General features: G+C 57.9%; 28 protein-coding genes. All 28 read right to left on the reverse strand.

Annotated elements, in window-relative coordinates:
• Nucleotides 1-2: 2 nt before the first annotated feature.
• A complete protein-coding gene (locus ACR0DT_RS06935; protein ID WP_480710008.1) occupies nucleotides 3-752 on the reverse strand; it encodes a biotin--[acetyl-CoA-carboxylase] ligase in 750 nt (249 codons plus the stop codon).
• 54 nt (nucleotides 753-806) lie between these two features.
• Nucleotides 807-2,249: an NADH-quinone oxidoreductase subunit NuoN gene (nuoN, locus tag ACR0DT_RS06940; RefSeq protein ID WP_480710009.1), complete on the reverse strand. Its 1,443-nt coding sequence runs from the start codon at nucleotides 2,247-2,249 to the stop codon at nucleotides 807-809.
• A gap of 15 nt (nucleotides 2,250-2,264) precedes the next feature.
• A complete protein-coding gene (locus tag ACR0DT_RS06945) occupies nucleotides 2,265-3,809 on the reverse strand; it encodes an NADH-quinone oxidoreductase subunit M (protein ID WP_480710010.1) in 1,545 nt (514 codons plus the stop codon).
• A complete protein-coding gene (gene nuoL, locus ACR0DT_RS06950; RefSeq protein ID WP_480710011.1) occupies nucleotides 3,809-5,956 on the reverse strand; it encodes an NADH-quinone oxidoreductase subunit L in 2,148 nt (715 codons plus the stop codon). Before nuoL ends, ACR0DT_RS06945 begins: the two co-directional genes overlap by 1 nt.
• 6 nt (nucleotides 5,957-5,962) lie before the next feature.
• On the reverse strand, nucleotides 5,963-6,268 hold the full coding sequence (nuoK, locus tag ACR0DT_RS06955) for an NADH-quinone oxidoreductase subunit NuoK (protein WP_005984024.1): 306 nt from the start codon (nucleotides 6,266-6,268) through the stop codon (nucleotides 5,963-5,965).
• Nucleotides 6,265-6,813 (reverse strand): hypothetical protein, encoded by a 549-nt coding sequence (locus tag ACR0DT_RS06960; protein ID WP_480710012.1) that lies wholly within the window; start codon nucleotides 6,811-6,813, stop codon nucleotides 6,265-6,267. Before ACR0DT_RS06960 ends, nuoK begins: the two co-directional genes overlap by 4 nt.
• Nucleotides 6,814-6,896: 83 nt before the next feature.
• Nucleotides 6,897-7,499: an NADH-quinone oxidoreductase subunit J gene (locus tag ACR0DT_RS06965; protein ID WP_170713795.1), complete on the reverse strand. Its 603-nt coding sequence runs from the start codon at nucleotides 7,497-7,499 to the stop codon at nucleotides 6,897-6,899.
• A complete protein-coding gene (locus tag ACR0DT_RS06970) occupies nucleotides 7,496-7,906 on the reverse strand; it encodes a carboxymuconolactone decarboxylase family protein (RefSeq protein WP_480710013.1) in 411 nt (136 codons plus the stop codon). The genes ACR0DT_RS06965 and ACR0DT_RS06970 overlap by 4 nt, the downstream gene beginning before the upstream one ends.
• Nucleotides 7,899-8,135, reverse strand: coding sequence for a hypothetical protein (locus tag ACR0DT_RS06975; RefSeq protein WP_480710014.1), 237 nt, complete (start codon nucleotides 8,133-8,135; stop codon nucleotides 7,899-7,901). Before ACR0DT_RS06975 ends, ACR0DT_RS06970 begins: the two co-directional genes overlap by 8 nt.
• 11 nt (nucleotides 8,136-8,146) lie before the next feature.
• Nucleotides 8,147-8,641 (reverse strand): NADH-quinone oxidoreductase subunit NuoI, encoded by a 495-nt coding sequence (nuoI, locus tag ACR0DT_RS06980; RefSeq protein WP_480710015.1) that lies wholly within the window; start codon nucleotides 8,639-8,641, stop codon nucleotides 8,147-8,149.
• A 2-nt stretch (nucleotides 8,642-8,643) separates the two neighbouring features.
• Nucleotides 8,644-9,681, reverse strand: a complete 1,038-nt coding sequence (nuoH, locus tag ACR0DT_RS06985; protein ID WP_480710016.1) for an NADH-quinone oxidoreductase subunit NuoH — start codon at nucleotides 9,679-9,681, stop codon at nucleotides 8,644-8,646.
• A 195-nt stretch (nucleotides 9,682-9,876) separates the two neighbouring features.
• The gene (gene nuoG, locus ACR0DT_RS06990; protein ID WP_480710017.1) at nucleotides 9,877-11,898 is read right to left on the reverse strand and encodes an NADH-quinone oxidoreductase subunit NuoG; all 2,022 of its coding nucleotides are present in this window, start codon (nucleotides 11,896-11,898) and stop codon (nucleotides 9,877-9,879) included.
• A gap of 3 nt (nucleotides 11,899-11,901) precedes the next feature.
• The gene (locus ACR0DT_RS06995; RefSeq protein WP_480710018.1) at nucleotides 11,902-12,306 is read right to left on the reverse strand and encodes a DUF5333 domain-containing protein; all 405 of its coding nucleotides are present in this window, start codon (nucleotides 12,304-12,306) and stop codon (nucleotides 11,902-11,904) included.
• Nucleotides 12,307-12,404: 98 nt separating this feature from the next.
• Nucleotides 12,405-12,776 carry a hypothetical protein gene (locus tag ACR0DT_RS07000; protein WP_480710019.1) on the reverse strand — a complete coding sequence of 124 codons (372 nt, stop codon included), beginning with the start codon at nucleotides 12,774-12,776 and terminating at the stop codon, nucleotides 12,405-12,407.
• Between the two features lie 23 nt (nucleotides 12,777-12,799).
• Entirely contained in the window at nucleotides 12,800-13,216 is a 417-nt protein-coding gene (locus tag ACR0DT_RS07005) for an MAPEG family protein (RefSeq protein ID WP_480710020.1), read from the reverse strand.
• A 5-nt stretch (nucleotides 13,217-13,221) separates the two neighbouring features.
• Nucleotides 13,222-14,520 (reverse strand): NADH-quinone oxidoreductase subunit NuoF, encoded by a 1,299-nt coding sequence (gene nuoF, locus ACR0DT_RS07010; RefSeq protein WP_480710021.1) that lies wholly within the window; start codon nucleotides 14,518-14,520, stop codon nucleotides 13,222-13,224.
• A gap of 12 nt (nucleotides 14,521-14,532) precedes the next feature.
• A complete protein-coding gene (locus ACR0DT_RS07015; protein WP_366551632.1) occupies nucleotides 14,533-14,754 on the reverse strand; it encodes a DUF5337 domain-containing protein in 222 nt (73 codons plus the stop codon).
• A gap of 32 nt (nucleotides 14,755-14,786) precedes the next feature.
• Nucleotides 14,787-15,884, reverse strand: a complete 1,098-nt coding sequence (gene nuoE / locus ACR0DT_RS07020; protein ID WP_480710022.1) for an NADH-quinone oxidoreductase subunit NuoE — start codon at nucleotides 15,882-15,884, stop codon at nucleotides 14,787-14,789.
• Nucleotides 15,884-17,107, reverse strand: a complete 1,224-nt coding sequence (locus tag ACR0DT_RS07025) for an NADH-quinone oxidoreductase subunit D (RefSeq protein ID WP_480710023.1) — start codon at nucleotides 17,105-17,107, stop codon at nucleotides 15,884-15,886. The genes nuoE and ACR0DT_RS07025 overlap by 1 nt, the downstream gene beginning before the upstream one ends.
• Nucleotides 17,107-17,229, reverse strand: coding sequence for a hypothetical protein (locus ACR0DT_RS07030; protein WP_257599041.1), 123 nt, complete (start codon nucleotides 17,227-17,229; stop codon nucleotides 17,107-17,109). The genes ACR0DT_RS07025 and ACR0DT_RS07030 overlap by 1 nt, the downstream gene beginning before the upstream one ends.
• A gap of 1 nt (nucleotide 17,230) precedes the next feature.
• Complete coding sequence (locus tag ACR0DT_RS07035) at nucleotides 17,231-17,404, reverse strand: hypothetical protein (protein ID WP_480710024.1); 174 nt, start codon at nucleotides 17,402-17,404, stop codon at nucleotides 17,231-17,233.
• 2 nt (nucleotides 17,405-17,406) lie between these two features.
• A complete protein-coding gene (locus tag ACR0DT_RS07040) occupies nucleotides 17,407-18,009 on the reverse strand; it encodes an NADH-quinone oxidoreductase subunit C (RefSeq protein ID WP_480710025.1) in 603 nt (200 codons plus the stop codon).
• Between the two features lie 11 nt (nucleotides 18,010-18,020).
• A complete protein-coding gene (locus ACR0DT_RS07045) occupies nucleotides 18,021-18,554 on the reverse strand; it encodes a NuoB/complex I 20 kDa subunit family protein (protein ID WP_010442777.1) in 534 nt (177 codons plus the stop codon).
• Nucleotides 18,545-18,910, reverse strand: a complete 366-nt coding sequence (locus ACR0DT_RS07050) for an NADH-quinone oxidoreductase subunit A (RefSeq protein ID WP_050602775.1) — start codon at nucleotides 18,908-18,910, stop codon at nucleotides 18,545-18,547. Before ACR0DT_RS07050 ends, ACR0DT_RS07045 begins: the two co-directional genes overlap by 10 nt.
• A gap of 193 nt (nucleotides 18,911-19,103) precedes the next feature.
• Nucleotides 19,104-19,886, reverse strand: coding sequence for a crotonase/enoyl-CoA hydratase family protein (locus ACR0DT_RS07055; RefSeq protein ID WP_480710026.1), 783 nt, complete (start codon nucleotides 19,884-19,886; stop codon nucleotides 19,104-19,106).
• A 9-nt stretch (nucleotides 19,887-19,895) separates the two neighbouring features.
• Nucleotides 19,896-20,750: a hydroxymethylglutaryl-CoA lyase gene (locus ACR0DT_RS07060; RefSeq protein WP_480710027.1), complete on the reverse strand. Its 855-nt coding sequence runs from the start codon at nucleotides 20,748-20,750 to the stop codon at nucleotides 19,896-19,898.
• A gap of 78 nt (nucleotides 20,751-20,828) precedes the next feature.
• Nucleotides 20,829-22,757 (reverse strand): acetyl/propionyl/methylcrotonyl-CoA carboxylase subunit alpha, encoded by a 1,929-nt coding sequence (locus tag ACR0DT_RS07065; RefSeq protein WP_480710028.1) that lies wholly within the window; start codon nucleotides 22,755-22,757, stop codon nucleotides 20,829-20,831.
• A gap of 3 nt (nucleotides 22,758-22,760) precedes the next feature.
• Nucleotides 22,761-23,180, reverse strand: coding sequence for an ASCH domain-containing protein (locus tag ACR0DT_RS07070; protein ID WP_480710029.1), 420 nt, complete (start codon nucleotides 23,178-23,180; stop codon nucleotides 22,761-22,763).
• Nucleotide 23,181 lies beyond the last annotated feature (1 nt).

A 23,181-nucleotide genomic window follows, 5' to 3' on the forward strand; every position in this document is an offset into this window, starting at 1 on the left:
CTTCAGAAAAACACGTCCGCCGCAGGAATGCTGGCGCGGCCCTTGGCGGTCTTTAAGACAAGGTTGCCGTTCGAGTCCACGGTTTCAAAGGTTCCCACAGTCTCGGACGTTGAGGTGCGGGCGGTGATGACCTCACCCAAACGGGCGGCGCGGGACAACCAGGCGGTTCGGATTGGCTCGAAACCGTAAGTCACGAACTGACTTTCATATCGCGCATAGGCCGCGGCCAATTCGGTCAGAAAATCCTCGGGCAGTACTGCTGCGCCGGTTTCCGACAACAGCGAGACCGGCCGCACCGCGCTTTGCTCCACTGCATAGGCTGGAGGTGCCTCGGAAAGGTTTACGCCGATGCCAATCGCCAGATGCGACACACCACCCCCCTTCCCGGTGCTTTCCAACAGGATCCCTGCCAGCTTGCCCCCGTTCAACAGCACATCATTAGGCCATTTCAGCGAAAGCCCGCTCGCGCGCCCGGTAACCGCAACACAGGCATCAAACAACGCCAGTGCCGCCACAAAGCTGCGCAAGGCCGCCTGTTCAGGATTGCCCTGCGGTCTCATCAACAAAGTTGCTGCCAGATTGCCTTTGGGGTTGGCCCAGGCCCTGCCCCGTCGTCCCCGCGCGGCTGTCTGATGATGCGCCATGATCCAGACCGGGCCCGGCGCGGTGGGTGCAAGTCGGGCGGCCTCATTCAGGGTGCTGTCGACTTCCTGCACAATGTGGAGCCCGTATCCTTGTGGCCAATCGGTCATGTCAAAAAGGCTCGGTCTTTTGACCGAGCCCCCTGTCGTTGGATGTTAAGCACGTCAGTTGACAAGCGTCGCCGCCGCAGCTGCAGCTGCGCCCTCGATGCCGAACTGATAGAATACGCCGACCAGCATCAGCGCCGCCGACCCCATCAACGCGACCCACAGAACTGGGGTGGAATGGGTTTCGATCGGGTCTTCGTTCTCGGCCCCGAAATACATGTAGAACACGATCCGCAGGTAATAGAACGCACCGATCACCGATGCGATGGCTGACACGATCACCAATCCGGTTAGACCCGCGCTGATACCTGCCTGCCATACGCCAAACTTGGCGAAAAAGCCCAGCATGGGCGGAACGCCGGCGAGGCTAAACATCAGGATCAAAACTGCCAGGGCCTTACCCGGATCGCGTTTGGCAAACTGACGCAGAGCATCAATATCGGTGACAGGTTTTCCATCACGCTCCATCATCAGGATGAAGGCAAAGGTGCCGATATTCATGGTCACATAAATCGCCAGATACATCAGCATCGCCTTGATGCCCATTTCGGTACCCGCCGCCAAACCGATCAGCGCATAGCCCATATGAGCGATCGACGAGAACGCCATCAGTCGTTTGATGTTGCGCTGGCCAATCGCGGCAACCGCACCCAACAGCATCGACAGGACCGAGAGCAGCACGATTACCTGCTGCCAGTCCTTCACTACGCCACCAAAAGCGTCATGCATCAGGCGGGCAAACAGCGCCATCGCCGCTACTTTCGGTGCCGTGGCAAAGAAGGCGGTGATTGGTGTAGGCGACCCCTCGTACACATCCGGTGTCCACATATGGAACGGCACGGCCGAAACCTTGAAGGCAAGACCCGAGATCAGGAAGATCAGACCGAACAGCAAACCAACCGAAACGTCATCGTGGTGAACTGTCTGGATGATGCCTGAGAACAGCGTGGTGCCGGTAAAGCCGTAAACCAACGATGCACCATACAGCAGCAGCCCCGAGCTGAGCGCGCCAAGCACGAAGTACTTCAGACCGGCTTCCGTCGATTTGGCGCTGTCACGACGCAGTGCGGCTACGACGTACAGCGACAGCGATTGCAGCTCCAGCCCCATATACAGGGACATGAGATCGCCCGCGCTTACCATCATCATCATACCCACGGCAGCCAGGGCCACCAGCAAAGGGTATTCAAACCGCAGCAGATCACGACGCGCCATATATTCCTGGCTCATGACCAGCACGGCGGCGGCAGACAGCAGGATTGCAATCTTGGCAAAGCGCGAGAACCCGTCATCGACGAACATGCCGTTGAAGGCCACGTTGGTTCCATCGCCATTTGTCGCAATCCAGAAGGACAGCAGCGCCATCAGCCCCGCAGTCGTCCACACCAATACCGGCGCCAGCGCGTCTTTCGTCGTGTAAACGGCCCCGATCAAGGCGGCCATCGCATACACGGCCAGAATGATTTCCGGCAGGATTATTGTCAGATCAGCCTGGATCATGTCTCCAAAGCTCCCTTAATGCGAGGCGGCCGTCTGGGTCGCGGCCTCTGCCGCGGCCAGAGCCGTGTCATAGTTCGAAATCAGCGCGGCGGTCGAATTGCCGATCACGTCGGTCACAAGCGAAGGATAAACGCCCAGCAGGATGGTCATCACGATCAGCGGCGCAAAGATCAACCGCTCGCGCGAGCTCATATCCGTCATCGCCTTGAGGCTTTCCTTGATCAAATCGCCAAACACCACCCGGCGGTATAGCCACAGCGCATAAGCGGCTGAGAAGATCACGCCGGATGCAGCCACAGCAGTTACCCAGGTATTGACCTGGAACGCGCCCATCAGCGTCAGGAATTCGCCAATAAACCCGGAGGTACCCGGCAAGCCCACGTTGGCCATAGTGAACAGCATGAAGACCAGCGCATAGGCGGGCATGCGAATGACCAGACCGCCATAGGCATCGATGTCACGTGTGTGCATCCGGTCATAAATCACGCCGACACACAGGAAGAGCGCTGCCGAGATAAACCCGTGGCTGAGCATCTGGAAGATCGCGCCGTCGATCCCCTGCTGGTTCGCAGCAAAGATGCCCATGGTCACAAAGCCCATATGCGCGACCGAGGAATAGGCGATCAGCTTTTTCATGTCCTCCTGCACCAGCGCCACCAGCGAGGTGTAGACAACGGCAATTGCCGACATCCAAAGCACTAGATCAGTCATTACTGCCGATCCCACCGGGAACATAGGCAGGCTGAATCGCAGGAAACCGTAACCACCCATCTTCAGCAGGATCGCCGCCAGCACGACCGAGCCCGCAGTTGGCGCCTGAACGTGCGCGTCAGGCAACCAGGTGTGCACGGGCCACATCGGCATTTTCACGGCGAAGGATGCGAAGAAGGCCAGGAACATCAACGTCTGCATACCGCCGACGATGTAGACACCCAGCACGCTGAACCCCTCAGACGAGAAGTGATGGGTCATGAGTGCTTCGATATCGGTGGTGCCCGCATCCGCATACATTGCAACCATCGCCACCAGCATCAGCACCGAGCCGAGGAAGGTATAGAGGAAGAACTTGAAGCTCGCATAAATACGGTTCGCGCCACCCCAGATGCCGATGATCAGGAACATCGGGATCAGGCCCGCTTCGAAGAACAGGTAGAACAGCACTAGATCCAGCGCCATGAACACGCCCAGCATTAGCGTTTCCAGCAGCAGGAACGCGATCATGTATTCCTTGACGCGGTCGGTGACCTGCCAGCTGGCCAGAATGGTGAGCGGCATGATGAAGGTCGTCAGCAGAACGAACAGAACGCTGATACCATCCACGCCCATCTTGTATTTCAGGCCCAGCAGCCACTCGGCCTCTTCCACCATCTGAAAGCCGGTATTGGACGGATCAAAGCCCGTATAAATACCGATCGAGACAAGGAAGGTCACCGTGGTCGCCACCAACGCAACCCATTTCGCGTTGCGCTGCGCAGCCGCGTCCTCACCATGCAGGAACAGGGCCAGAATGCCTGCCGCCACTGCGGGGATGAAGGTGACGATCGAGAGGATATTATCCATTAGTGTGCGCCTCCGCCGATCGACATCCAGGTGACCAGGGCTGCGATACCCAGAACCATCCAGAAGGCGTAAGTAAAGATGTAGCCCGTCTGCGCCTTGCCTGCGAGGCGGGTGAAGAAGGGAATGACGCCCATCGAAACCCCGTTCAGGAAGCCGTCAATGGTGTTGCCGTCACCGCGTTTCCACAGGAATCGACCAAGCGCAACGGTGGGCTTGACAAAGATCGCATCGTAGATCTCGTCAAAGTACCACTTGTTCAGAAGGAACAGGTAAAGCGGCCGCTGGTTCTGTGCCAAACGCCCCGGCAGGGACGGGTTCACGATATAGAACCAATAGGCCATGACAAAACCCAGCACCATCGCGACAAACGGTGAAACCTTTACCCATTTCGGAGCTGCATGGGCATCGTCCAGAATGTGGTTGTCCGGCGCGATATAGATCGCGCCCTCGCCCGGTTCACCTGCGAAGACATAGTGGTGGTCCCCACCATGCGCATCCTTCTCGCCGTGGCCATCATCGGCTTGAGCGTCATCGGCATGCCCCTCATCAGCGTGTGCATCATCCGCATGTGAGTCCACTGTGCCATGATCGCCCGCCTCAGCATGCTCCGACGCCTCAGCCACCGGAATGCCATAGAACTTGCCGACCTTGTCCGCGTGGCCAAAGAAATTGCCGTACCAGATCATCCCGGCAAAGACCGCACCCAAGGATAGCACGCCCAAAGGCACCAGCATGGTCATCGGGCTTTCATGTGCGTGGTCGTGCGTATGCTGATCGCCACGCGGCGTGCCGTAGAAAGTAAGAAAGATCAGACGCCAGCTGTAAAACGCGGTGAACGCAGCTGCGATTACCAACAGCCAGAAGCCATAGGCCGACCCGCCTGCATAGGCGCTCTCGATGATGGCATCCTTGGACAGGAACCCTGCAAAACCGATAGTCGTCAGCGGAATGCCAACACCGGTGATGGCCAGCGTGCCGATCATCATCGCCCAGAAGGTATAGGGGATTTTCTTTCGCAGGCCGCCGTACTCGGTCATCTCTTGCTCGTGATGCATCGCGTTGATCACTGAACCGGCGCCAAGGAACAGAAGCGCCTTGAAGAAAGCGTGCGTGAACAGGTGGAACATCGCCGCCGAATACATGCCCACACCAGCAGCCACGAACATGTAGCCCAGTTGCGAACAGGTCGAATAAGCGATGACGCGCTTGATGTCGGTCTGCACCAGACCCACAGTCGCGGCGAAAAACGCGGTCGAGGCTCCCAGCACGGTGATGAAACCGGTCGCGCCCGGCGCAAACTCCATCAGCGGCGACATGCGGCACACCAGGAACACACCCGCAGTAACCATGGTCGCGGCGTGGATCAGCGCCGACACAGGTGTCGGGCCTTCCATCGCATCCGGCAACCAAGTGTGCAGGATCAATTGCGCCGATTTACCCATCGCACCGATGAACAGCAGGACGCAGATCACCTCGATGGCGGTCCACTCACCCCACAGGAAGTGCAGTTGCGTTTCCGCCAACTGCGGTGCCGAGGCAAAGATGTCTGAGAAGTTGATGCTGTCGGTCAGGAAGAACAGCGCAAAAATGCCCAGAGCAAAGCCAAAATCGCCGACCCGGTTCACCACGAAGGCCTTGATAGCAGCGGCGTTCGCCGAAGGTTTACGGTAATAGAAGCCGATCAGCAGGTATGACGCGACACCCACGCCTTCCCAGCCAAAGAACATCTGAACCAGATTGTCCGCCGTCACCAGCATCAGCATGGCGAAGGTAAAGAACGACAGATAGGCGAAGAAGCGCGGCTTATAGCTCTCGCCCTCGCGCCACTGCGGATCGTGATCCATGTAGCCGAAGGAATACAGATGTACGAGCGCCGACACTGTCGTCACCACGATCAGCATGATCGCGGTCAAACGGTCCAGACGCACGGCCCAGCTTGTCGACAGCGAGCCGCTTTCGATCCAGCGCATGATCTCGACCTGCTGGGTCACCCCGTCAAACGTAAAGAATACGATCCAAGACAGCAGGCAGGCCAGGAACAGCAAGCCGGTGGCCGTCCACATCGCGGCCTTCTCGCCAATAAATCTCCAGCCGAACCCGCAGAGCAGCGCGCCCACCAGCGGGGCAAAGAGGATGGTGGTTTCCATGTTCTCTTACCCCTTCATCATATTGACGTCTTCAACCGCGATGGTGCCGCGGTTGCGGAAGAAACAGACCAGAATGGCCAGACCAATCGCCGCCTCGGCCGCCGCAACGGTCAGCACAAACAGCGTAAACACCTGCCCGACCAGATCGCCGAGGAAGCTGGAAAACGCCACGAGGTTGATATTTACCGCCAGCAGCATCAACTCGATGCTCATCAGCAGGATGATGACGTTCTTGCGGTTCAGGAAGAGACCGAAGATGCCGATGACGAACAGCGTCGCCGCGACCGTAAGATAGTGTTCAAGTCCGATCATAGCTTCGCTCCTGGCGAGTCGGGGTAGTAGAGTTTGCAGCCGCAAAATGCGTCTATCGTGTCGCCATCCAAACGGTGCTCGTAGAAATTGTCGAATTCGCTTTCGTCGTAGGAACGAAGCTCAATCTCCGACGCTTGGACGCGTAGATCATTCAAGTTGTCGAATTCAGAAATTTCTAACGGGCCGTCGGGTGCAAGATGGTGCCCAATAAGGCTTGGCGTAAATCCTGCGACATGAGGTTGGCCTTCTTCTGGATAAGGTCCTTTGCCAAGCAGTAGGATAGCCTGCACATTCTCGCAATCAGTGATCACCAAGTTGGTTTCAGGACTACATGCATCTAGCCTGTGAACCGTTTGCACTAGAAAGCCTGATTTGACTTTGCTGACCGGTGTTCCAAAGTAATCATCGTATTCGCCGGCAAAGGCAAAACTACAGTATTGCCCACGGACAATTGGAAATATGCCTTCGCCACCTTCTTGGTTGCGGATCTTGTCGAGTACTTCCCAATGATACTCTGTACCCGTTTCCATCAGGATGCCCGCCATTGAGGCCGACGAACAAGCATAGGAAGCGCTGCTTGACGCAACCCAAGCGAAACAGATCGCAGGGATATGCTTCGAAACTCGTCTCACAACCCCTGCCCCGGTTTCACGTCCTTCAACTCCATCGCCTTGGCCGGGTCGCGCATCATCTGGCCAACGATGTCCTGACGCTTGATGTCCTGGCGGTGGCGCAGGGTCAGCACGATGGCGCCGATCATGGCCACCAACAGGATCAGACCCGCCAGTTGGAACAAAAGGAAGTATTGATCGTAAAGAATGACACCCAGCGCCTCAGTGTTGTGGCGGTCCGTGGGGACCGGCTGCGCCAGATTGGCTGCCGCACCCTGCGCGCTGTCCCATGCGCCAAAGGCCATGACGAACTGCATCAGGATGACCAGACCGATCAGCAAGGCCAGCGGCATATAACGGGCCATCTCGGCTTTGAGTTCGGCAAAGTCCACATCCAGCATCATCACCACGAACAGGAACAGCACCGCGACCGCGCCGACATAGACGATGATCAGCAGCATCGCCACGAACTCGGCCCCCAGCAGCACGAACAGCCCCGCCGCGGACAGGAAGGACAGGATCAGCCACAGCACCGAGTGTACCGGCTGGCGGCTGATCACCGTGAACAGCCCGCCGGTGATGGCGCTGATGGCAAACAGATAGAAGGCAAAGACGGTCATTGATCCTCATCCTTGTTGTCGCCCATGACCTCTTGCGCCAAGTCCAGCGCGCGGGTCATGGCCGGGATGCCGGCAAAGACCGACATCTGACCGATCGTTTCCACGATCTCTTGTTTCTTGGCCCCGGCTTCCAGCGCGTGGCGCACGGTCTGACGCACAGCCGAGTCCGCTTGCGCGCCCTGACAGGTCAGCCCGGCCAGCGTCAACAGCAGGCGGGTTTTGGCATCCAGCCCGTCCTTGTTGACGGTGTTGCCGAACATCATCTCCATGACCTCTTTGGGCATGGTCGGCCACAGCGCCTCGAACCCTTTGGGCGAGAAACTCTCCATCGCCGGGTTCATCGCCTTTGCCATGTCCTGAGCCTGCTTCATCATCAGCTCAAACGGATTAGTCGGCGTGTCATTCATTATTCACCGTCCCATCCACACCCGGCCAAGGAGAATATGCAAAAACCCAAATTACTACGATGTTGACGAAGGGTATCGACATCAAGAGTGCCAGCCACGGCGACGAGCCTGTGCGCCTAGCGATTTTCATCGACGGAAGCCCAAAGGCAAAAAAACCAAATGCCAAAAAGATCAGAAGGGCCGGAAGACCAGTAACTTGATACTGCATATTTTCAGTTGCACTATTCATCTTATCTCCGATCACCTATACGGCGCGTCCATTTCCAGATTGCGGGCGATCTCGGCTTCCCAGCGTTCACCGTTGTCGAGCAGTTTCTGCTTGTCGTAGAACAGCTCTTCACGGGTTTCGGTGGCGAATTCGAAGTTCGGGCCTTCGACGATGGCATCGACCGGACAGGCCTCTTGGCAGAAGCCGCAATAGATGCACTTGGTCATGTCGATGTCGTACCGCGTGGTGCGGCGGCTGCCGTCTGCACGCGGCTCGGCGTCGATGGTGATCGCCTGCGCCGGGCAGATCGCCTCACACAGTTTGCAGGCGATGCAGCGTTCTTCACCGTTCGGGTAGCGACGCAGGGCGTGCTCACCGCGGAAACGCGGCGACAGAGGCCCCTTTTCGTGCGGGTAGTTCACAGTAGCTTTCGGCGCGAAAAAATACTTCAGCCCCAGTTTCATGCCGACCCAGAAGTCCTGCAGCAAAAAGTACTTGGCAGCGCGGGTATAGTCGATTTGCGTCATGATCAGCCTCCTACGCTCCAACGAGCGAACGCGCCCCAGAACCAGTCGAATTTTGCCGCAAAGGCCACGAACACCACCCACGCCAACGAAAACGGCAGGAAGACTTTCCAACCCAGCCGCATCAATTGGTCATAGCGGTAGCGCGGTGTGATTGCCTTGACCATCGCGAAGAGGAAGAAGAAGAACGCCATCTTGGCGACCATCCACAGCACGCCATCCGGCAGGCCCGGGATCGGCGACAGCCAGCCACCGAAGAACAGCAGCGTGGTCAGGGCGCACATCAGGAAGATCGCGATATACTCACCGGCCATAAACAGAAGGAACGGCGTGGCCGAGTATTCCACCTGATAACCTGCGACCAATTCCGATTCCGCTTCGGGCAAATCGAACGGTGGGCGGTTGGTTTCCGCCAGCGCCGAGATGAAGAACAGGAAGACCATCGGGAAATGTGGCAGCCAATACCAGCTAAAGAAGCCAAAACGGCCATCCTGTGCGTGTACAATCTCACCGAAATTCATCGATCCAGTCGAGATGATCACGCCGATAATGATCAGGCCAATCGAAACCTCGTAAGAGATCATCTGCGCGGCAGAGCGCAGAGAGCCGAGGAACGGGTACTTTGAGTTAGACGCCCAACCCCCCATAATCACGCCATAAACTTCCAACGAGGACACAGCGAAAACATACAGGATGGCGACATTGATATCCGACAGCACCCAGCCATCATTAAACGGGATTACCGCCCAGGCGATCATCGCCAGAACAAAGCTGGTCAGTGGTGCGAGCATGAAAACCGTGCGGTCGGCCCCGGCGGGTATGACCACCTCTTTCACCACGTATTTCAGCGCATCCGCCACCGATTGCAGTAGGCCATAGACGCCCACCACGTTGGGGCCGCGGCGCATCTGGACAGCGGCCCAGATCTTGCGGTCGCCGTAGACGAGGAACAACAGCGAGATCATCACAAAGGCAACGACTGCAAGCACTTGCGCCAGAATGATGATGGCTATTCCGCCTGGGGTGTTAAAGAATTCAGCCATTGGTCCTCACACCGTGGGTATTCCGTTTTCCACGCGCGCTGCGAAGGCCATGTGCCTGCGCAAACTGCGTCTGGGTCGGCGCGTTGGTGTAAACAGCATCCGCTGCACTTACGCCACCCTTATTGTTGCGTCTCACACGCATTTCCATACCCACCGCATTGCAGGCACCCAAACGTGATATGAAACAGGTCCGGCTCATTCCGCCGCGATCTTTTTAGCATTGCGTGCCTGGGCTTGCGCCGACAGTTCGGCCATCAGTTGCGAGGCTCGGGCAATCGGGTTGGTCAGGTAGAAGTCTTTGATTGCGTTGCGGAAAGTGGCTGTGCCCAGCGGGCCTTCCCCTACCGATTGCGCTTCGTTTTCGATCACTTCGTCAATACGTGCCAGATGCGGCACCGCCTCGATCAGTGCGCTGCGTAGTTGCGCCAGCGAGTCGTAGGGCAGCTTTGCGCCCAGCTCGGCCGACAGGGCCCGCAGGATCGCCCAGTTTTCCTTGGCTTCGCCTGGTGCAAATCCCGCGCGCATGGCCAATTGTGGGCGGCCTTCGGTGTTCACGAACAGACCGTTTTCCTCGGTATAGGCGGCGCCGGGCAGGATCACGTCTGCACGGTGTGCACCGCGGTCTCCATGGCTGCCCTGATAGATGACAAAGGCACCTTCGCCAATCTCGACCTCATCCGCACCCAGATTATAAATCACGTCCGCCGCGCTTACGGCATCCATGCCACCTTCGTTGGTCGCATCCACGTCCATCGCACCCACACGCGAGGCTGCGGTATGCAGAACGATCAGGCCGCTTTCTGTATTCCCAGCAATGGCTTGGGCAGCGGCCAGAACAGCGGTGCCATCAGCCTCTTGCAGTGCGCCCTGACCGACAATAACCAGAGAAGCCTTGCCCTTGATCTCATCGTCACCGCCCATGTCGACAACTTTTTGCAGCGCCGCGCGGTCATCGCCCATGTGATGATATGCATAGGTCAAATTGACGGCCGGACCGACCAGAGCCACCTCGGCCCCGTGCGCCCAAGCCTTGCGGATACGCGCATTCAGAACCGGAGCTTCCTCACGCGGGTTGGTACCGATCAGCAGAATACGCTCGGCCGTGTCGATATCTTCGATCGCGGCAGTCCCGGCATAGGCCCCGCGGTTGCCCGCAGGCAGCTTGGCCCCATCCGTACGGCATTCGACGACACCGCCCTGCCCCTCGATCAGTTGTTTCAACGCAAAGGCCGCTTCGACCGGGGCCAGATCACCCACGATACCCGCTGACTTTTCAGCCCCCTTCAGCGCCTCGGCGGCTTTGGTCAGGGCCTCGGGCCAAGAGGCCGGGCGCAGCTTGCCGTTTTCACGAACGTATGGCTTGTCCAATCGCTGACGACGCAGACCGTCCCAAACAAAGCGTGTCTTGTCGCTGATCCATTCCTCATTCACGCCGTCATGGTTACGCGGCAGGAAACGCATGACCTCGCGCCCCTTTGTGTCCACGCGAACGTTCGAACCCAAGGCATCCATAACGTCGACGCTCTCGGTCTTGGTCAGCTCCCAAGGGCGGGCCGTAAAGGCGTAAGGTTTCGAGGTCAGCGCCCCCACCGGGCACAGGTCGATGATGTTGCCTTGCAGGTTTGAATCCAACGTCTGGTTCAGATACGAGGTGATCTCGGCATCTTCACCCCGTCCGGTCTGACCCATCTGAGTGATCCCGGCGACCTCGGTCGTGAACCGAACGCAACGGGTGCAACTGATGCAGCGGGTCATTGCCGTCCCAACCAACGGCCCCAGATCCAGATCATCAACCGCGCGCTTGGCTTCTTTGAAGCGCGAGCCGGACAGACCATATGCCATCGCCTGATCCTGCAGATCACACTCTCCGCCCTGATCGCAGATCGGGCAGTCCAAGGGATGGTTGATCAGCAGAAACTCCATCACCCCTTCGCGGGCCTTTTTGACCATGGGTGAGTTCGTCTTGACCTCCGGTGCTTGCCCCTCGGGCCCCGGGCGCAGATCGCGGACCTGCATCGCGCAGGATGCGGCGGGCTTCGGCGGGCCGCCCACGACCTCAACCAGACACATCCGGCAGTTCCCAGCGATCGACAAACGCTCGTGATAACAGAAGCGCGGTACCTCGACCCCGGCTTGCTCACAAGCCTGGATCAGGGTCATCGCACCATCGACTTCGATTTCCTGCCCGTCGATATTGATCTTTCGGAGGTCAGACATCGTCTAGTTCGCCCTCAAATACACGCCAATGGCGCTGTTTCTTTCAATCTCTGCCCGTCCCAGCGTGCAGAAGGAATTGGGGTTGTTGTAAGTGACACCGTGCTGGGCCAGATAAGCCTCGCCCTTGGCGCGCATCCGGTCCTTTTCGGTATCCGAATCCACATAGGCCCGGATTTCATCATCCGAGTACCCCAGCTTGTTCGCTTGCGACTTCAATCCCCACAACACACCGATCGCTTTTAGACGCCGCCCACTTATCGAGGGGCAATACTCCGAAATCTCATTTGCAATGGCGATGTAATAGAGTTCGTTGTCGATCTCTTTGACTTCGCGCAAGGGCGGTTTCGCTTCAGCAATGCTTGGCAGGTTCAGAACAGACAGCAACGCCAGCATTTTCACTCCGGACATGACAATTCCTTTCTTCTTGGGAAACCCAAGACGATCGGCAGCCAGGGGGCTATGCAATAACAACCCCTTTGTCACAGAGTGATATGCGGGCATGCGCGTCATGGTCGCTGGCACGCCCCTGCAAAGGTCAGTTTGTCGTCGCTGATGCGCAAGTTCTGAGGTTCGGTATCCGGGCCGACCTTCCACGCGATGCTGGAAGAACCAAAATTCTTAATGCAAAATCTTGTTCCCTCATACCGCCCTGCTTCACGCGCACCATCCAACGAGGCCGAAACCCCATTAACAACCACGGTGAACTCGGTCGGCATCTTCTTTTTATCGACGGGCTTTGCCTTGGCCCGAAAATACTTACCGTCAAAGAGGACGCGATCACTGGACGATGTGACTCCTCCGCACGCGGAAACAACCGACAACGCAATAATTCCGCCCAGCATGGATACGCGGCCGGCAACGCATTTACGCCCGAACATTCGATATTTCCCCCGAGCCAACATCAAAAAGCCGCCACCACTGCCATAAGACCCATCACGAACATGCAGGCCCAAGCAACAACATAAAGAACTGAACGCAGGCCAGCATTTGGCTTACCAATGCCTCGTAAGTGAACGATTAGCATAACCAAACGCGCAACCAGCGCGATGGAAGCCAACAGGTTGACCCAAAACGGGCTGACACCCATCAAAATGGCTGCCGCTGTGACCGTCAGATAAGCGGGCAGCGTCTCAGTCCCGTTCAGATAGGCCCGGTTCAAGCGGTAGGCCGTATCGCTATAATCCTGATCCGGGGTCGCACCCGGAGCCAATCCTTTGTTCTGCTTCGCCAAGGCGCTGAAGGGCGCCATGAACAGCACCACAAGTGTGAAAATCACCACCGAGGCAACTGCGTGACCATATTCCGCGAACATTTCCATCTCGATCACTCCGCCGCCATCGCGCCCATACGGCCCGATTTCTGGGCCTTGATGCGATCTTCGATCTCTTCGCGGAAGTTGCGGATCAGACCCTGGATCGGCCAGGCAGCCGCATCGCCCAATGCACAGATCGTGTGGCCTTCGACTTGTTTGGTCACATCAAACAGCATGTCGATCTCTTCCAGTTCGGCCTCGCCGCGCACCAGACGGTCCATCACGCGCATCATCCAGCCGGTGCCTTCACGGCAGGGCGTACACTGGCCACAGCTTTCGTGCTTGTAGAACTTTGACAGCCGCCAGATTGCCTTGATGATGTCGGTGGACTTGTCCATTACGATCACCGCTGCCGTGCCAAGACCCGAACCCAAATCATTGCGCAGATGGTCGAAGTCCATGATCGCATCACGCATGTTCTCACCACGCACACAAGGTACCGACGACCCACCCGGGATGACTGCAAGCAGATTGTCCCAGCCACCTCGAATGCCACCGCAATGGGTTTCGATCAACTCCGCGAAGGGAATAGACATCGCCTCTTCTACTACACAGGGGTTGTTCACATGCCCCGAGATGGCAAACAGTTTGGTGCCCGCGTTGTTCTGACGACCAAATCCAGCGAACCAGTCGGCTCCACGCCGCAAGATGGTCGGTACAACCGCAATGGACTCCACGTTGTTTACTGTGGTGGGGCAGCCATACAACCCCGCGCCTGCCGGGAACGGAGGTTTCATCCGCGGCATGCCCTTCTTGCCCTCAAGGCTTTCGATCAGGGCTGTTTCCTCACCGCAAATATACGCCCCTGCCCCGTGATGCAGGAACAGGTCGAAATCCCAACCTGAACCAGCAGCGTTCTTGCCCAGCAGCCCAGCATCGTATGCTTCGTCAATCGCGGCCTGCAGCGCCTCACGCTCGCGGATGTATTCGCCGCGCAGGTAGATGTAGCAGGTATGCGCGTTCATCGCGAAAGACGCGATCAGGCAGCCTTCGATCAACGTATGCGGATCATGGCGCATGATCTCGCGGTCCTTACAGGTGCCGGGCTCGGATTCATCCGCGTTAACCACCAGATAGGCCGGACGACCATCGCTTTCCTTGGGCATGAACGACCATTTCAACCCCGTGGGAAAGCCAGCACCGCCGCGACCACGCAGGCCTGAATCTTTCATCGTCTGAATAATCCAGTCACGCCCATTGCCAATCAGGCCAGCTGTGCCGTCCCAATGCCCGCGGGCCTGCGCGCCTTTCAGCGTGCGCTCATGCATCCCGTAGATGTTGGTAAAGATCCGGTCCTGATCCTTCAGCATCGCGTGTTACCTTCAGCTATCCTGACGCATGCGCCAGAGTTGAAATATATTAACGCCTGCATAGATGAATCCCGCCAAAGCAGCGAAATCAAACAGCAGCGCAAATCGCCCCGGCAATCCCAGCGCGGGGCCTATGAACAATGTCATGGCAAGCCAAAGCAGCATGGTCGCGGCGATGACCACCCCGATATGACGGCCCTTGCGGGCTATGGCCTGTTCCTTGTCCTTATCCATCTCATCCTTCATGCCCTTATTGAGCATGTATCCTAGTCTTCGTAAGTGCCGTCTTCTTTGGCACGTTTGGCGAATTCGGTTTCCTCACCCGCCGCCAGCTTACTGGCCTGTTCGATCCAGCCATCCCGCTCGATCCGGCCTTTGAACTTCAACCGCGCATCAACCCAGGCCACCTGCTCGACAGTCCAAGCCGCAATCTGGTCATAGTGATAAAAGCCCAGCTCGTTTAGCGTCTGTTCCAGTTTAGGGCCGACACCTTTCAGCAACTTGAGGTCATCGGCCTTAGCACCGCGCGGTTCGGTCAGAGTTTCCGGCTGGTCTTCTTTGACCTTAGCCTCTTCGGCCTGTTTTACCGCAGACTTACCCGACACAGGTGCTTTCGGAGGTTTCGGCGCCGCCTTGGTCGCCGCAGCCTTACCGTCCTTACCCAGCCAAGGGCTCAGGATCGGCACCTCGGTCCCGTCGATGCGCTTAACTGTGTCACCCAGATCATGCGCCAGTTCAACACTTGCGTTGTACTGGGTTCTGCCACTGTCATATTCCGTCAGGCTGGTCAGACCCTTAAGAGGTTCTGCTGCATAACGCCCATTCTGCGGACCCGGCGTCGGTACTTTGCCCGCAACCAGATCGTTGAGGATTTTGCCAAAGCTATCGGTGGTCAGGTCCTCATAGTAATCCTTGCCAATCTGAGCCATCGGCGCGTTGGTGCAGGACCCGAGGCATTCCACCTCTTCCCAGCTCAACTTGCCATCTGCCGACAGCTCATGCGGCTTGCCGGCAATCTTTTCCTTGCAAACCGCAATTAGATCCTCGGCCCCGCAGATCATGCAGGAAGTCGTGCCGCAGACCTGAATATGCGCCACCGAACCAACTGGTTGCAATTGGAACATGAAGTAGAACGAGGCTACTTCGAGCACGCGGATATAGGCCATGCCCAGCATGTCGGCGACGGACTCAATCGCCGGACGGCTCAGCCAGCCCTCTTGTTCCTGCGCGCGCCACAGCAGCGGAATAACCGCGCTGGCCTGACGGCCCTCGGGATATTTCGTGATTTGCGCTTCGGCCCACTGTTGGTTGGCAGCAGTAAAGGCAAAGCTTTCGGGTTGTTCGGGGTGAAGACGGCGGAGCATTAGCGGTCAATCTCTCCAAATACGACATCCATGGTGCCGATGATGGCGGCGACGTCGGCCAGTTGGTGGCCCTTTGCGACGTGATCCATGGCTTGCAAGTGCAGGAACCCCGGAGCGCGCAGCTTGGCGCGGTAGGGTTTGTTGGTGCCATCGGCGACCAGATAGACGCCGAACTCGCCCTTAGGGGCCTCCACGGCGGCATAGACTTCGCCTTCGGGAACGTGGAAGCCTTCGGTATAGAGCTTGAAGTGATGGATCAGGCTTTCCATCGAGGTCTTCATGTCCGAGCGTTTCGGCGGGGTGATCTTGCCTCGTGCCAGAACATCACCCGGGCACTCGCGGATTTTGGCGATGGCCTGCTGAATAATTTGCAACGACTGGCGCATCTCTTCCATGCGGACGAGGTAGCGATCATAACAGTCGCCATTCTTACCGACAGGGATCTGGAACTCGAACTCGTCATAACACTCATAGGGCTGCGCACGGCGCAAATCCCATGCTAGACCCGATCCACGCACCATGACGCCCGAGAAGCCGTATTTCTGGATGTCATCCTCGGTCACGACGCCAATATCGGCGTTGCGCTGTTTGAAGATGCGGTTTTCGGTCAGCAGCCCGTCGATATCATCCAGAACGGAGGGGAATTCGTGGCTCCAGGCCTCGATATCGTCCAGCAGTTCCGGCGGCAGGTCCTGATGTACACCACCGGGGCGGAAATAGGCGGCGTGCAGGCGAGCGCCACAAGCACGCTCATAGAACACCATCAGCTTTTCGCGTTCCTCGAACCCCCACAGCGGCGGCGTCAGCGCGCCAACGTCCATAGCCTGCGTGGTCACGTTCAGCAGGTGATTCAGGATGCGCCCGATCTCGGAATACAGCACCCGGATCAGCGAGCCACGACGCGGCACTTCAACCCCGGTCAGCTTTTCGATAGCCAGACACCAGGCATGTTCCTGGTTCATCGGTGCTACGTAATCTAACCGGTCGAAATACGGCAGGTTCTGCAGATACGTGCGGCTTTCCATCAACTTTTCTGTGCCACGGTGCAGCAGGCCGATATGCGGGTCACAGCGTTCGACAATCTCGCCGTCCAGCTCAAGAACAAGACGCAAAACTCCGTGCGCCGCAGGGTGTTGCGGGCCGAAGTTAATGTTGAAATTGCGGATCTTCTGTTCTCCGCTCAGCGCGTCCGTGCTGCCGTCATCGTATCTTGAGCCGTCCATCAACGCCCTCGTTTCTTCTTTGCTTCGGCCCGGACCCGGACCTTTTCAGCTTCGGCCGCTTTGGCAGCAGCCCCTGCAAGCAAGACGCCCAATGCGCCCAAAATGATCAGTTCGCCCATCATGTCAGCGGCGCTCCATCTCTTGCAGTTTCATCGCCATCATCCACAGCAGGACAATCACGACCGGAGAGATGATGCATGCAAACGCCCAGTTCTTGTTGATCCCGAAATGCGGCAGCAGTTTCAGCATCGGGACGACCGTTGCCACCACCAGAATTATCCAGATCAGGAACTCCATGATTACGTCTCCTGCTTTTCATCCCCCGGAAGAATGTAATTCGCGCCTTCCCAGGGGGACATGAAATCAAACTGACGGTATTCCTGCACCAGCGACACAGGTTCGTAGACCACGCGCTTTTGCGCTTCGTCATAGCGAACCTCGGTATAGCCGGTGGTCGGGAAATCCTTGCGCAGCGGATGGCCGCGGAACCCATAGTCGGTCAGGATACGGCGAAGGTCCGGATGACCCGAGAACAGGATGCCGAACATGTCGAACACCTCACGCTCGAACCAATTGGCAGAGGGGTGTACGTCAACGATCGAGGGCACCATGTCTTCTTCGCGGATCGAAACCCGCAGACGGATGCGTTGGTTCTGGTACATCGACAGGAAGTGATACACCACGTCGAACCGCTTGGCCCTTTCCGGATAGTCCACGCCAGTGATGTCAACCAACGACGAGAACTGACAATTCCGGTCGGATTTCAGGAATTCCACGAATTCCACAAGGTTCGACGGCGCCACATCCACGTTCAGCTCGCCGTGGGTCACATCCCAAGACAGAACGCAATCGGCCCGTTTCAGTTCAAGCTGCGCGCCGAGTTCCTTGAGTGCTTCGCTCATCAGCTCTCTCCTCAGCGTACGATGGTGCCAGTGCGGCGGATTTTGCGTTGCAACTGCATAAGACCGTACAGCAACGCCTCGGCGGTCGGTGGGCAGCCAGGCACGTAGATATCTACCGGAACCACGCGATCGCAACCACGCACGACAGAATAGGAATAGTGATAATAACCACCGCCGTTTGCGCAGGATCCCATCGAGATCACGTAACGCGGCTCGGGCATCTGGTCATAAACTTTGCGCAGAGCCGGGGCCATCTTGTTGGTCAGCGTTCCCGCCACGATCATTACGTCCGACTGGCGCGGAGACGCACGCGGGGCAATCCCGAACCGTTCCGCATCATAGCGCGGCATCGAGGTATGCATCATTTCAACCGCGCAGCAGGCCAGACCAAATGTCATCCAGTGCAGCGATCCGGTGCGGGCCCAGTTGATGATGTCTTCGGTCGAGGTCAGCAGGAACCCTTTGTCCTGCAACTCGGCATTCAGGGCCTGGGTGGCGACTTCTTTGTCGACGCCGGCGGTGTTTGCACCCGTCATCACTCCCATTCCAAGGCTCCCTTTTTCCATTCATAGGCAAAGCCGATGGTCAGAACGCCCAGAAATACCATCATCGACCAGAACCCCACATCGCTGATGTCCTTAAAGCCTACGGCCCACGGGAACAGGAAGGCAATTTCCAGATCGAAGATGATGAAGAGAATCGAGACCAGATAGAACCGGACGTCGAATTTCATCCGCGCATCGTCAAAGGCGTTGAAGCCACATTCATATGCGCTGACCTTTTCAGGGTCGGGGTTGCGGACTGCCAGAACCACAGCCGCCAGAATCAGGACGATTCCCAGGCCGACAGCAACGGCCAGAAACACCAGAATCGGGAGATACTCCCGCAGCAGGTCTTCCACGAATAGCTCCTTTCCTGCGCAACCCGGACGGGGGGCGCCGTCAATTGGCGTGTTGACTGGACATTCTCTATCCGCGCGGGGTCAGAGGGTCAACCGAACACAGACGCGCAGGGGGGTAATAATCCACTTGTCATGGCAGGTGATCCCGACAAGGTGATTCCAATCGCAACTGCATTGAAACTAAGGCCTAAACCTAACTTTTCCATACAGGTTTTCGCTTTTCAAAAAACGCGCTGATTCCCTCTTTGGCCTCATTGGTTTCCCACCGCTCTACCAAGGCGCGGATCGTCTGGTCGATCACGGCATCGTCAATGTTAGGCCCCAGCTTTCGGACAAGTTCTTTGGCCGAAGCCACCGCGCCTGGCGCACAGGAAAGATAGGGGAGAACCTCGGCTTCGACCGCCTCACCCAAGTCATCGGCTGGAACGGATTTCGCCAGCAACCCAAGTTCAACCGCCTCGGCGGCATCGAACATCCGGGCTGACATAAAGACACGCCGCGCTCGCGCTTCGCCCATACGGGCGATGACATAAGGGCCAATCGTGGCCGGGATCAGACCCAGCCGTGTCTCAGTCAGGGCCATCTTCACGCTGCCCACGCCAATGGCCACATCGCAAACGGCGGCCAATCCGACGCCGCCCCCAAAGGCATTACCCTGAAGTGCACCGATCAACGGGCGCGGCATGGTGTTCAACGCTTGAAGCATTTCGGCCAGCTTGCGCGCCTCGGCAAACCGTGTTTCGGGGTCGGCGGCCATCTGGTCCTGCATCCATCCCAAATCGCCGCCGGCACAGAAACTCTTACCCGCCCCGGTCAGCACCACCACACGCACCGTATCATCAGCGCCCAATTGTGCAGCCGCTTGGGTCAGCTCGGCAATCATCTGAGCCGACATAGCGTTATGCTTTTCCGCCCGATCGAGCGTTAAAGTCGCAACACCACGCGAATCTGTGGTCACCGAGATCGTTTCAAACATACCCGCCCCTCATTCCGGTCGCATGGCCCGCGCAATCTGCGCGGCCTCTTCAACAATTTCCAAATCAAGCCCGGTTTCATAACCCAACCGTTCCAGATGGGCAGCTACGGCCTCGGTCGCGACATTCCCCGCTGCTCCGGGCGCATAAGGGCAACCGCCCAATCCACCAACCGCCGCATCAAAAGTCCGCACGCCCAGCGCCAGCGCAGCATCGATATTGTCGATGGCTCGGCCATTGGTGTCATGGAAATGCCCAGCCAGACGGGTTACTGGCACGCGTTCACGCACGGCCAGCAGCATATGTGCGATGGTATCTGGCGTCCCCTGCCCGATCGTATCGCCTAAGGAAACTTCATAGCAGCCCAAACCGAACAGTTGATCTGCAACCTCGGCCACCTTCTCGGGCGGGGTAGGGCCGTCATAAGGACAGTCGGTCACGCAGGACACATAGCCCCGCACCGGCAGATCAATGTGGCGCGCAGCCTCAAGGATCGGCGTAAACCTCTCGATGGATTCGGCAATCGTGGCGTTGATATTGGCTTTCGAGAACCCTTCGGAGGCGGAAGTGAAAACCGCGATCTCATCTGCCTTGGCCGCCAAAGCATCTTCATATCCCCGCATATTGGGTGTCAGCGCAGCATAGCGCACCCCATCGGCCCTTTTAATCCCAGCCAACACATCTGCGCTGCCGGCCATCTGCGGCACCCATTTAGGGGACACAAAGCTGGCCACCTCGATCCGGTTGAACCCTGCGCGGCTGAGGCAATCGACCAGTGCCACCTTCTCGACCACCGGAATCTCACGCTGCTCATTTTGCAGGCCATCGCGTGGACCTACCTCGAAAATCTCGACCCGCTCGCCCATGGCTGCGCTCCTCCCGGTTTTGTTCCGTTTCCTGTTCGGATAGCCTGACTGTGCCACGCGAAGCCGCAAGGGAACAGATTACTCTTCTTTCAACCTGATCAGCGCAGCCCCGGCCTCGACCTGTGCGCCATCTTCGGTCAGTACCTCGGCCACAACACCGTCGCGGGCGGCCAGCAGGGAATGCTCCATTTTCATGGCTTCCAAAATGGCCAGCCGATCCCCCTCCTTCACCTCTTGACCCACGGCAGCAAACACCGCCTTGACCAACCCGGGCATGGGGGCCTCGATCACGTTCGTATCGCCCGCAGCGCTGGCATCGCGGTCCAGTGGATCAACGATGTCAAACGCCTGCCCATAGCTGTCGAAAACCGTGATCCGTGTTCCCGAAACCGAAACCTGCGGCATTGGGCTGCCGCCAATGGACCAAATACCGCTGCTGCGTTCGGCGATGACGATCTCTTCACCAACCTGCCAAATCTGGCGATCTGGGCCTTCAACCTGAACGTCCAGATCAAAGACATCATCCGCCTTAAGCTGCACCGCGCGATGTAACGGAGCCCACAAGGAAAACCCGGTCTCTTCAGCCGTTTCCACCAGATTTAACGCCGTCATTGCCGCCGCAACACAGGACGCAGTCTTAATCGGCGCAGCCTGTGTCAGCGCGTCAATGTCCCGTCCGATCAGACCGGTATCCACATCCCCTGCAGCAAAGCCCTCATGCCGGGTCAGCGCGCCCAAAAAGGCGAGGTTGGTGACGGTTCCAGCCACTTCGGTCTGGAGAAGGGCACGGTGCAACTGCCCCAACGCAACCGCACGTGTGGGGCCGTGAACGATAACCTTGGCGATCATCGGGTCATACCAAGGGCTGATCGTATCGCCCGTGCGTACTCCGCTGTCGGCACGGCAGGCTGCAGGGAATTGCAGATGCGTCAGTGTGCCCGTTGCGGGTAGGAACCCCTTGGGAACGTCCTCGGCATAGAGGCGAGCCTCAAATGCATGACCGGTGATGGAGAGTTCTTCCTGACGTTTCGGGAGGGTTTCTCCGGCGGCGACGCGCAATTGCCATTCAACCAGATCGACCCCGGTGATCGCCTCGGTCACCGGGTGTTCCACTTGCAGACGTGTGTTCATCTCCATGAACCAAAAACGATCCGGGCGCAGACCGTCCGACGCGTCGACGATGAATTCGACCGTCCCCGCCCCCTTGTAGCCAATCGCTTCGGCCGCACGCACGCCTGCCTGCCCCATCGCCTCGCGCATTTCAGGCGTCATGCCGGGGGCCGGCGCTTCTTCGATCACTTTCTGATGGCGGCGTTGCAACGAGCAATCGCGTTCGAACAAATGAACCGCATGGGTGCCATCGCCAAAGACCTGCACCTCGATATGACGTGGTTTGGCGACGAATTTCTCGACCAGAACGGCGTCATTGCCAAAGGCGGTTTTCGCCTCGCCGCGCGCGCTGTCCAACGCAGAGGCGAAATCCTCGGGGCGTTCGACCAGTCGCATGCCTTTGCCGCCGCCTCCTGCCACAGCCTTGATCAGGACCGGGTAGCCGATGGTTTCAGCAGCACCCGCCAAATGTTCGGGGTCCTGATTGTCACCGTGATACCCCGGAACGACGGGCACACCTGCCCGCTCCATAAGAACCTTGGCCGCATCCTTGAGGCCCATCTTGCGGATCGCCTCTGCCGAAGGGCCAATAAAGGTTAAACCCGCTGCCTCGACCGCATCCACAAAATCAGGGTTTTCCGAGAGAAAACCATAGCCCGGATGGATAGCCTGCGCCCCAGCATCCAGCGCGGCCTGAATGATCACGTCGCCCTTTAGGTAGCTTTCAGCCGGAGCCGCCCCGCCAACATGAACCGCCTCATCGGCCATCTGCACATGCTTGGCCGAGGCATCCGCGTCGGAGTAAACCGCAACGCAAGACACCCCCATTTTCTGAGAAGTATCCATCACCCGACAAGCAATCTCGCCCCGGTTGGCAATCAGGATTTTGTAGAACATGTTTTACCCCTCAACAGCCAGATCTTCGACAAGACGGAAACGTTCGCACAATAGCTCCATCTCGGGATCGAAACCGCCATTGCGCTCGAAGTAACGACGGTGATCCTCGCGCCATCCATCAAGCGTTTCATTCTCACCCTCGGCCAATGCGAAGTCCTCAGTCACATCGCAGAATCGACAGATCGAGACATCGACTGTTTCGATCACCAAAGCCGGGTTGTCATCCCATTCCAGAGCGATATCGCGCCGCCCGACAACCGGTGTCTCGGGACTTCCGTCCGGGTAATCGCGCAGCGCCCCACAAGTTGCTTTTTTTTGGCCCGAGCGCACCAGTGCCAGCAATTCAGCACTCAAGGAAGCGCTATCGCCGAACTTAAAAGTCTGTGCGCCCGGGTAGCGGGCCATTACTTCTGTCAGGTTCATG

It is taken from the genome of Ruegeria sp. BI11 (assembly GCF_056538005.1).

Coding starts and splice junctions, on each gene's coding strand:
- ACR0DT_RS06935 (WP_480710008.1), bottom strand. CDS start 752: ATGACCGATTGGCCACAAGGATACGGGCTCCACATTGTGCAGGAAGTC.
- nuoN (WP_480710009.1), bottom strand. CDS start 2,249: ATGATCCAGGCTGATCTGACAATAATCCTGCCGGAAATCATTCTGGCC.
- ACR0DT_RS06945 (WP_480710010.1), bottom strand. CDS start 3,809: ATGGATAATATCCTCTCGATCGTCACCTTCATCCCCGCAGTGGCGGCA.
- nuoL (WP_480710011.1), bottom strand. CDS start 5,956: ATGGAAACCACCATCCTCTTTGCCCCGCTGGTGGGCGCGCTGCTCTGC.
- nuoK (WP_005984024.1), bottom strand. CDS start 6,268: ATGATCGGACTTGAACACTATCTTACGGTCGCGGCGACGCTGTTCGTC.
- ACR0DT_RS06960 (WP_480710012.1), bottom strand. CDS start 6,813: ATGGCGGGCATCCTGATGGAAACGGGTACAGAGTATCATTGGGAAGTA.
- ACR0DT_RS06965 (WP_170713795.1), bottom strand. CDS start 7,499: ATGACCGTCTTTGCCTTCTATCTGTTTGCCATCAGCGCCATCACCGGC.
- ACR0DT_RS06970 (WP_480710013.1), bottom strand. CDS start 7,906: ATGAATGACACGCCGACTAATCCGTTTGAGCTGATGATGAAGCAGGCT.
- ACR0DT_RS06975 (WP_480710014.1), bottom strand. CDS start 8,135: ATGAATAGTGCAACTGAAAATATGCAGTATCAAGTTACTGGTCTTCCG.
- nuoI (WP_480710015.1), bottom strand. CDS start 8,641: ATGACGCAAATCGACTATACCCGCGCTGCCAAGTACTTTTTGCTGCAG.
- nuoH (WP_480710016.1), bottom strand. CDS start 9,681: ATGGCTGAATTCTTTAACACCCCAGGCGGAATAGCCATCATCATTCTG.
- nuoG (WP_480710017.1), bottom strand. CDS start 11,898: ATGTCTGACCTCCGAAAGATCAATATCGACGGGCAGGAAATCGAAGTC.
- ACR0DT_RS06995 (WP_480710018.1), bottom strand. CDS start 12,306: ATGTCCGGAGTGAAAATGCTGGCGTTGCTGTCTGTTCTGAACCTGCCA.
- ACR0DT_RS07000 (WP_480710019.1), bottom strand. CDS start 12,776: ATGTTCGGGCGTAAATGCGTTGCCGGCCGCGTATCCATGCTGGGCGGA.
- ACR0DT_RS07005 (WP_480710020.1), bottom strand. CDS start 13,216: ATGGAAATGTTCGCGGAATATGGTCACGCAGTTGCCTCGGTGGTGATT.
- nuoF (WP_480710021.1), bottom strand. CDS start 14,520: ATGCTGAAGGATCAGGACCGGATCTTTACCAACATCTACGGGATGCAT.
- ACR0DT_RS07015 (WP_366551632.1), bottom strand. CDS start 14,754: ATGGATAAGGACAAGGAACAGGCCATAGCCCGCAAGGGCCGTCATATC.
- nuoE (WP_480710022.1), bottom strand. CDS start 15,884: ATGCTCCGCCGTCTTCACCCCGAACAACCCGAAAGCTTTGCCTTTACT.
- ACR0DT_RS07025 (WP_480710023.1), bottom strand. CDS start 17,107: ATGGACGGCTCAAGATACGATGACGGCAGCACGGACGCGCTGAGCGGA.
- ACR0DT_RS07030 (WP_257599041.1), bottom strand. CDS start 17,229: ATGATGGGCGAACTGATCATTTTGGGCGCATTGGGCGTCTTGCTTGCA.
- ACR0DT_RS07035 (WP_480710024.1), bottom strand. CDS start 17,404: ATGGAGTTCCTGATCTGGATAATTCTGGTGGTGGCAACGGTCGTCCCG.
- ACR0DT_RS07040 (WP_480710025.1), bottom strand. CDS start 18,009: ATGAGCGAAGCACTCAAGGAACTCGGCGCGCAGCTTGAACTGAAACGG.
- ACR0DT_RS07045 (WP_010442777.1), bottom strand. CDS start 18,554: ATGGGAGTGATGACGGGTGCAAACACCGCCGGCGTCGACAAAGAAGTC.
- ACR0DT_RS07055 (WP_480710026.1), bottom strand. CDS start 19,886: ATGTTTGAAACGATCTCGGTGACCACAGATTCGCGTGGTGTTGCGACT.
- ACR0DT_RS07060 (WP_480710027.1), bottom strand. CDS start 20,750: ATGGGCGAGCGGGTCGAGATTTTCGAGGTAGGTCCACGCGATGGCCTG.
- ACR0DT_RS07065 (WP_480710028.1), bottom strand. CDS start 22,757: ATGTTCTACAAAATCCTGATTGCCAACCGGGGCGAGATTGCTTGTCGG.
- ACR0DT_RS07070 (WP_480710029.1), bottom strand. CDS start 23,180: ATGAACCTGACAGAAGTAATGGCCCGCTACCCGGGCGCACAGACTTTT.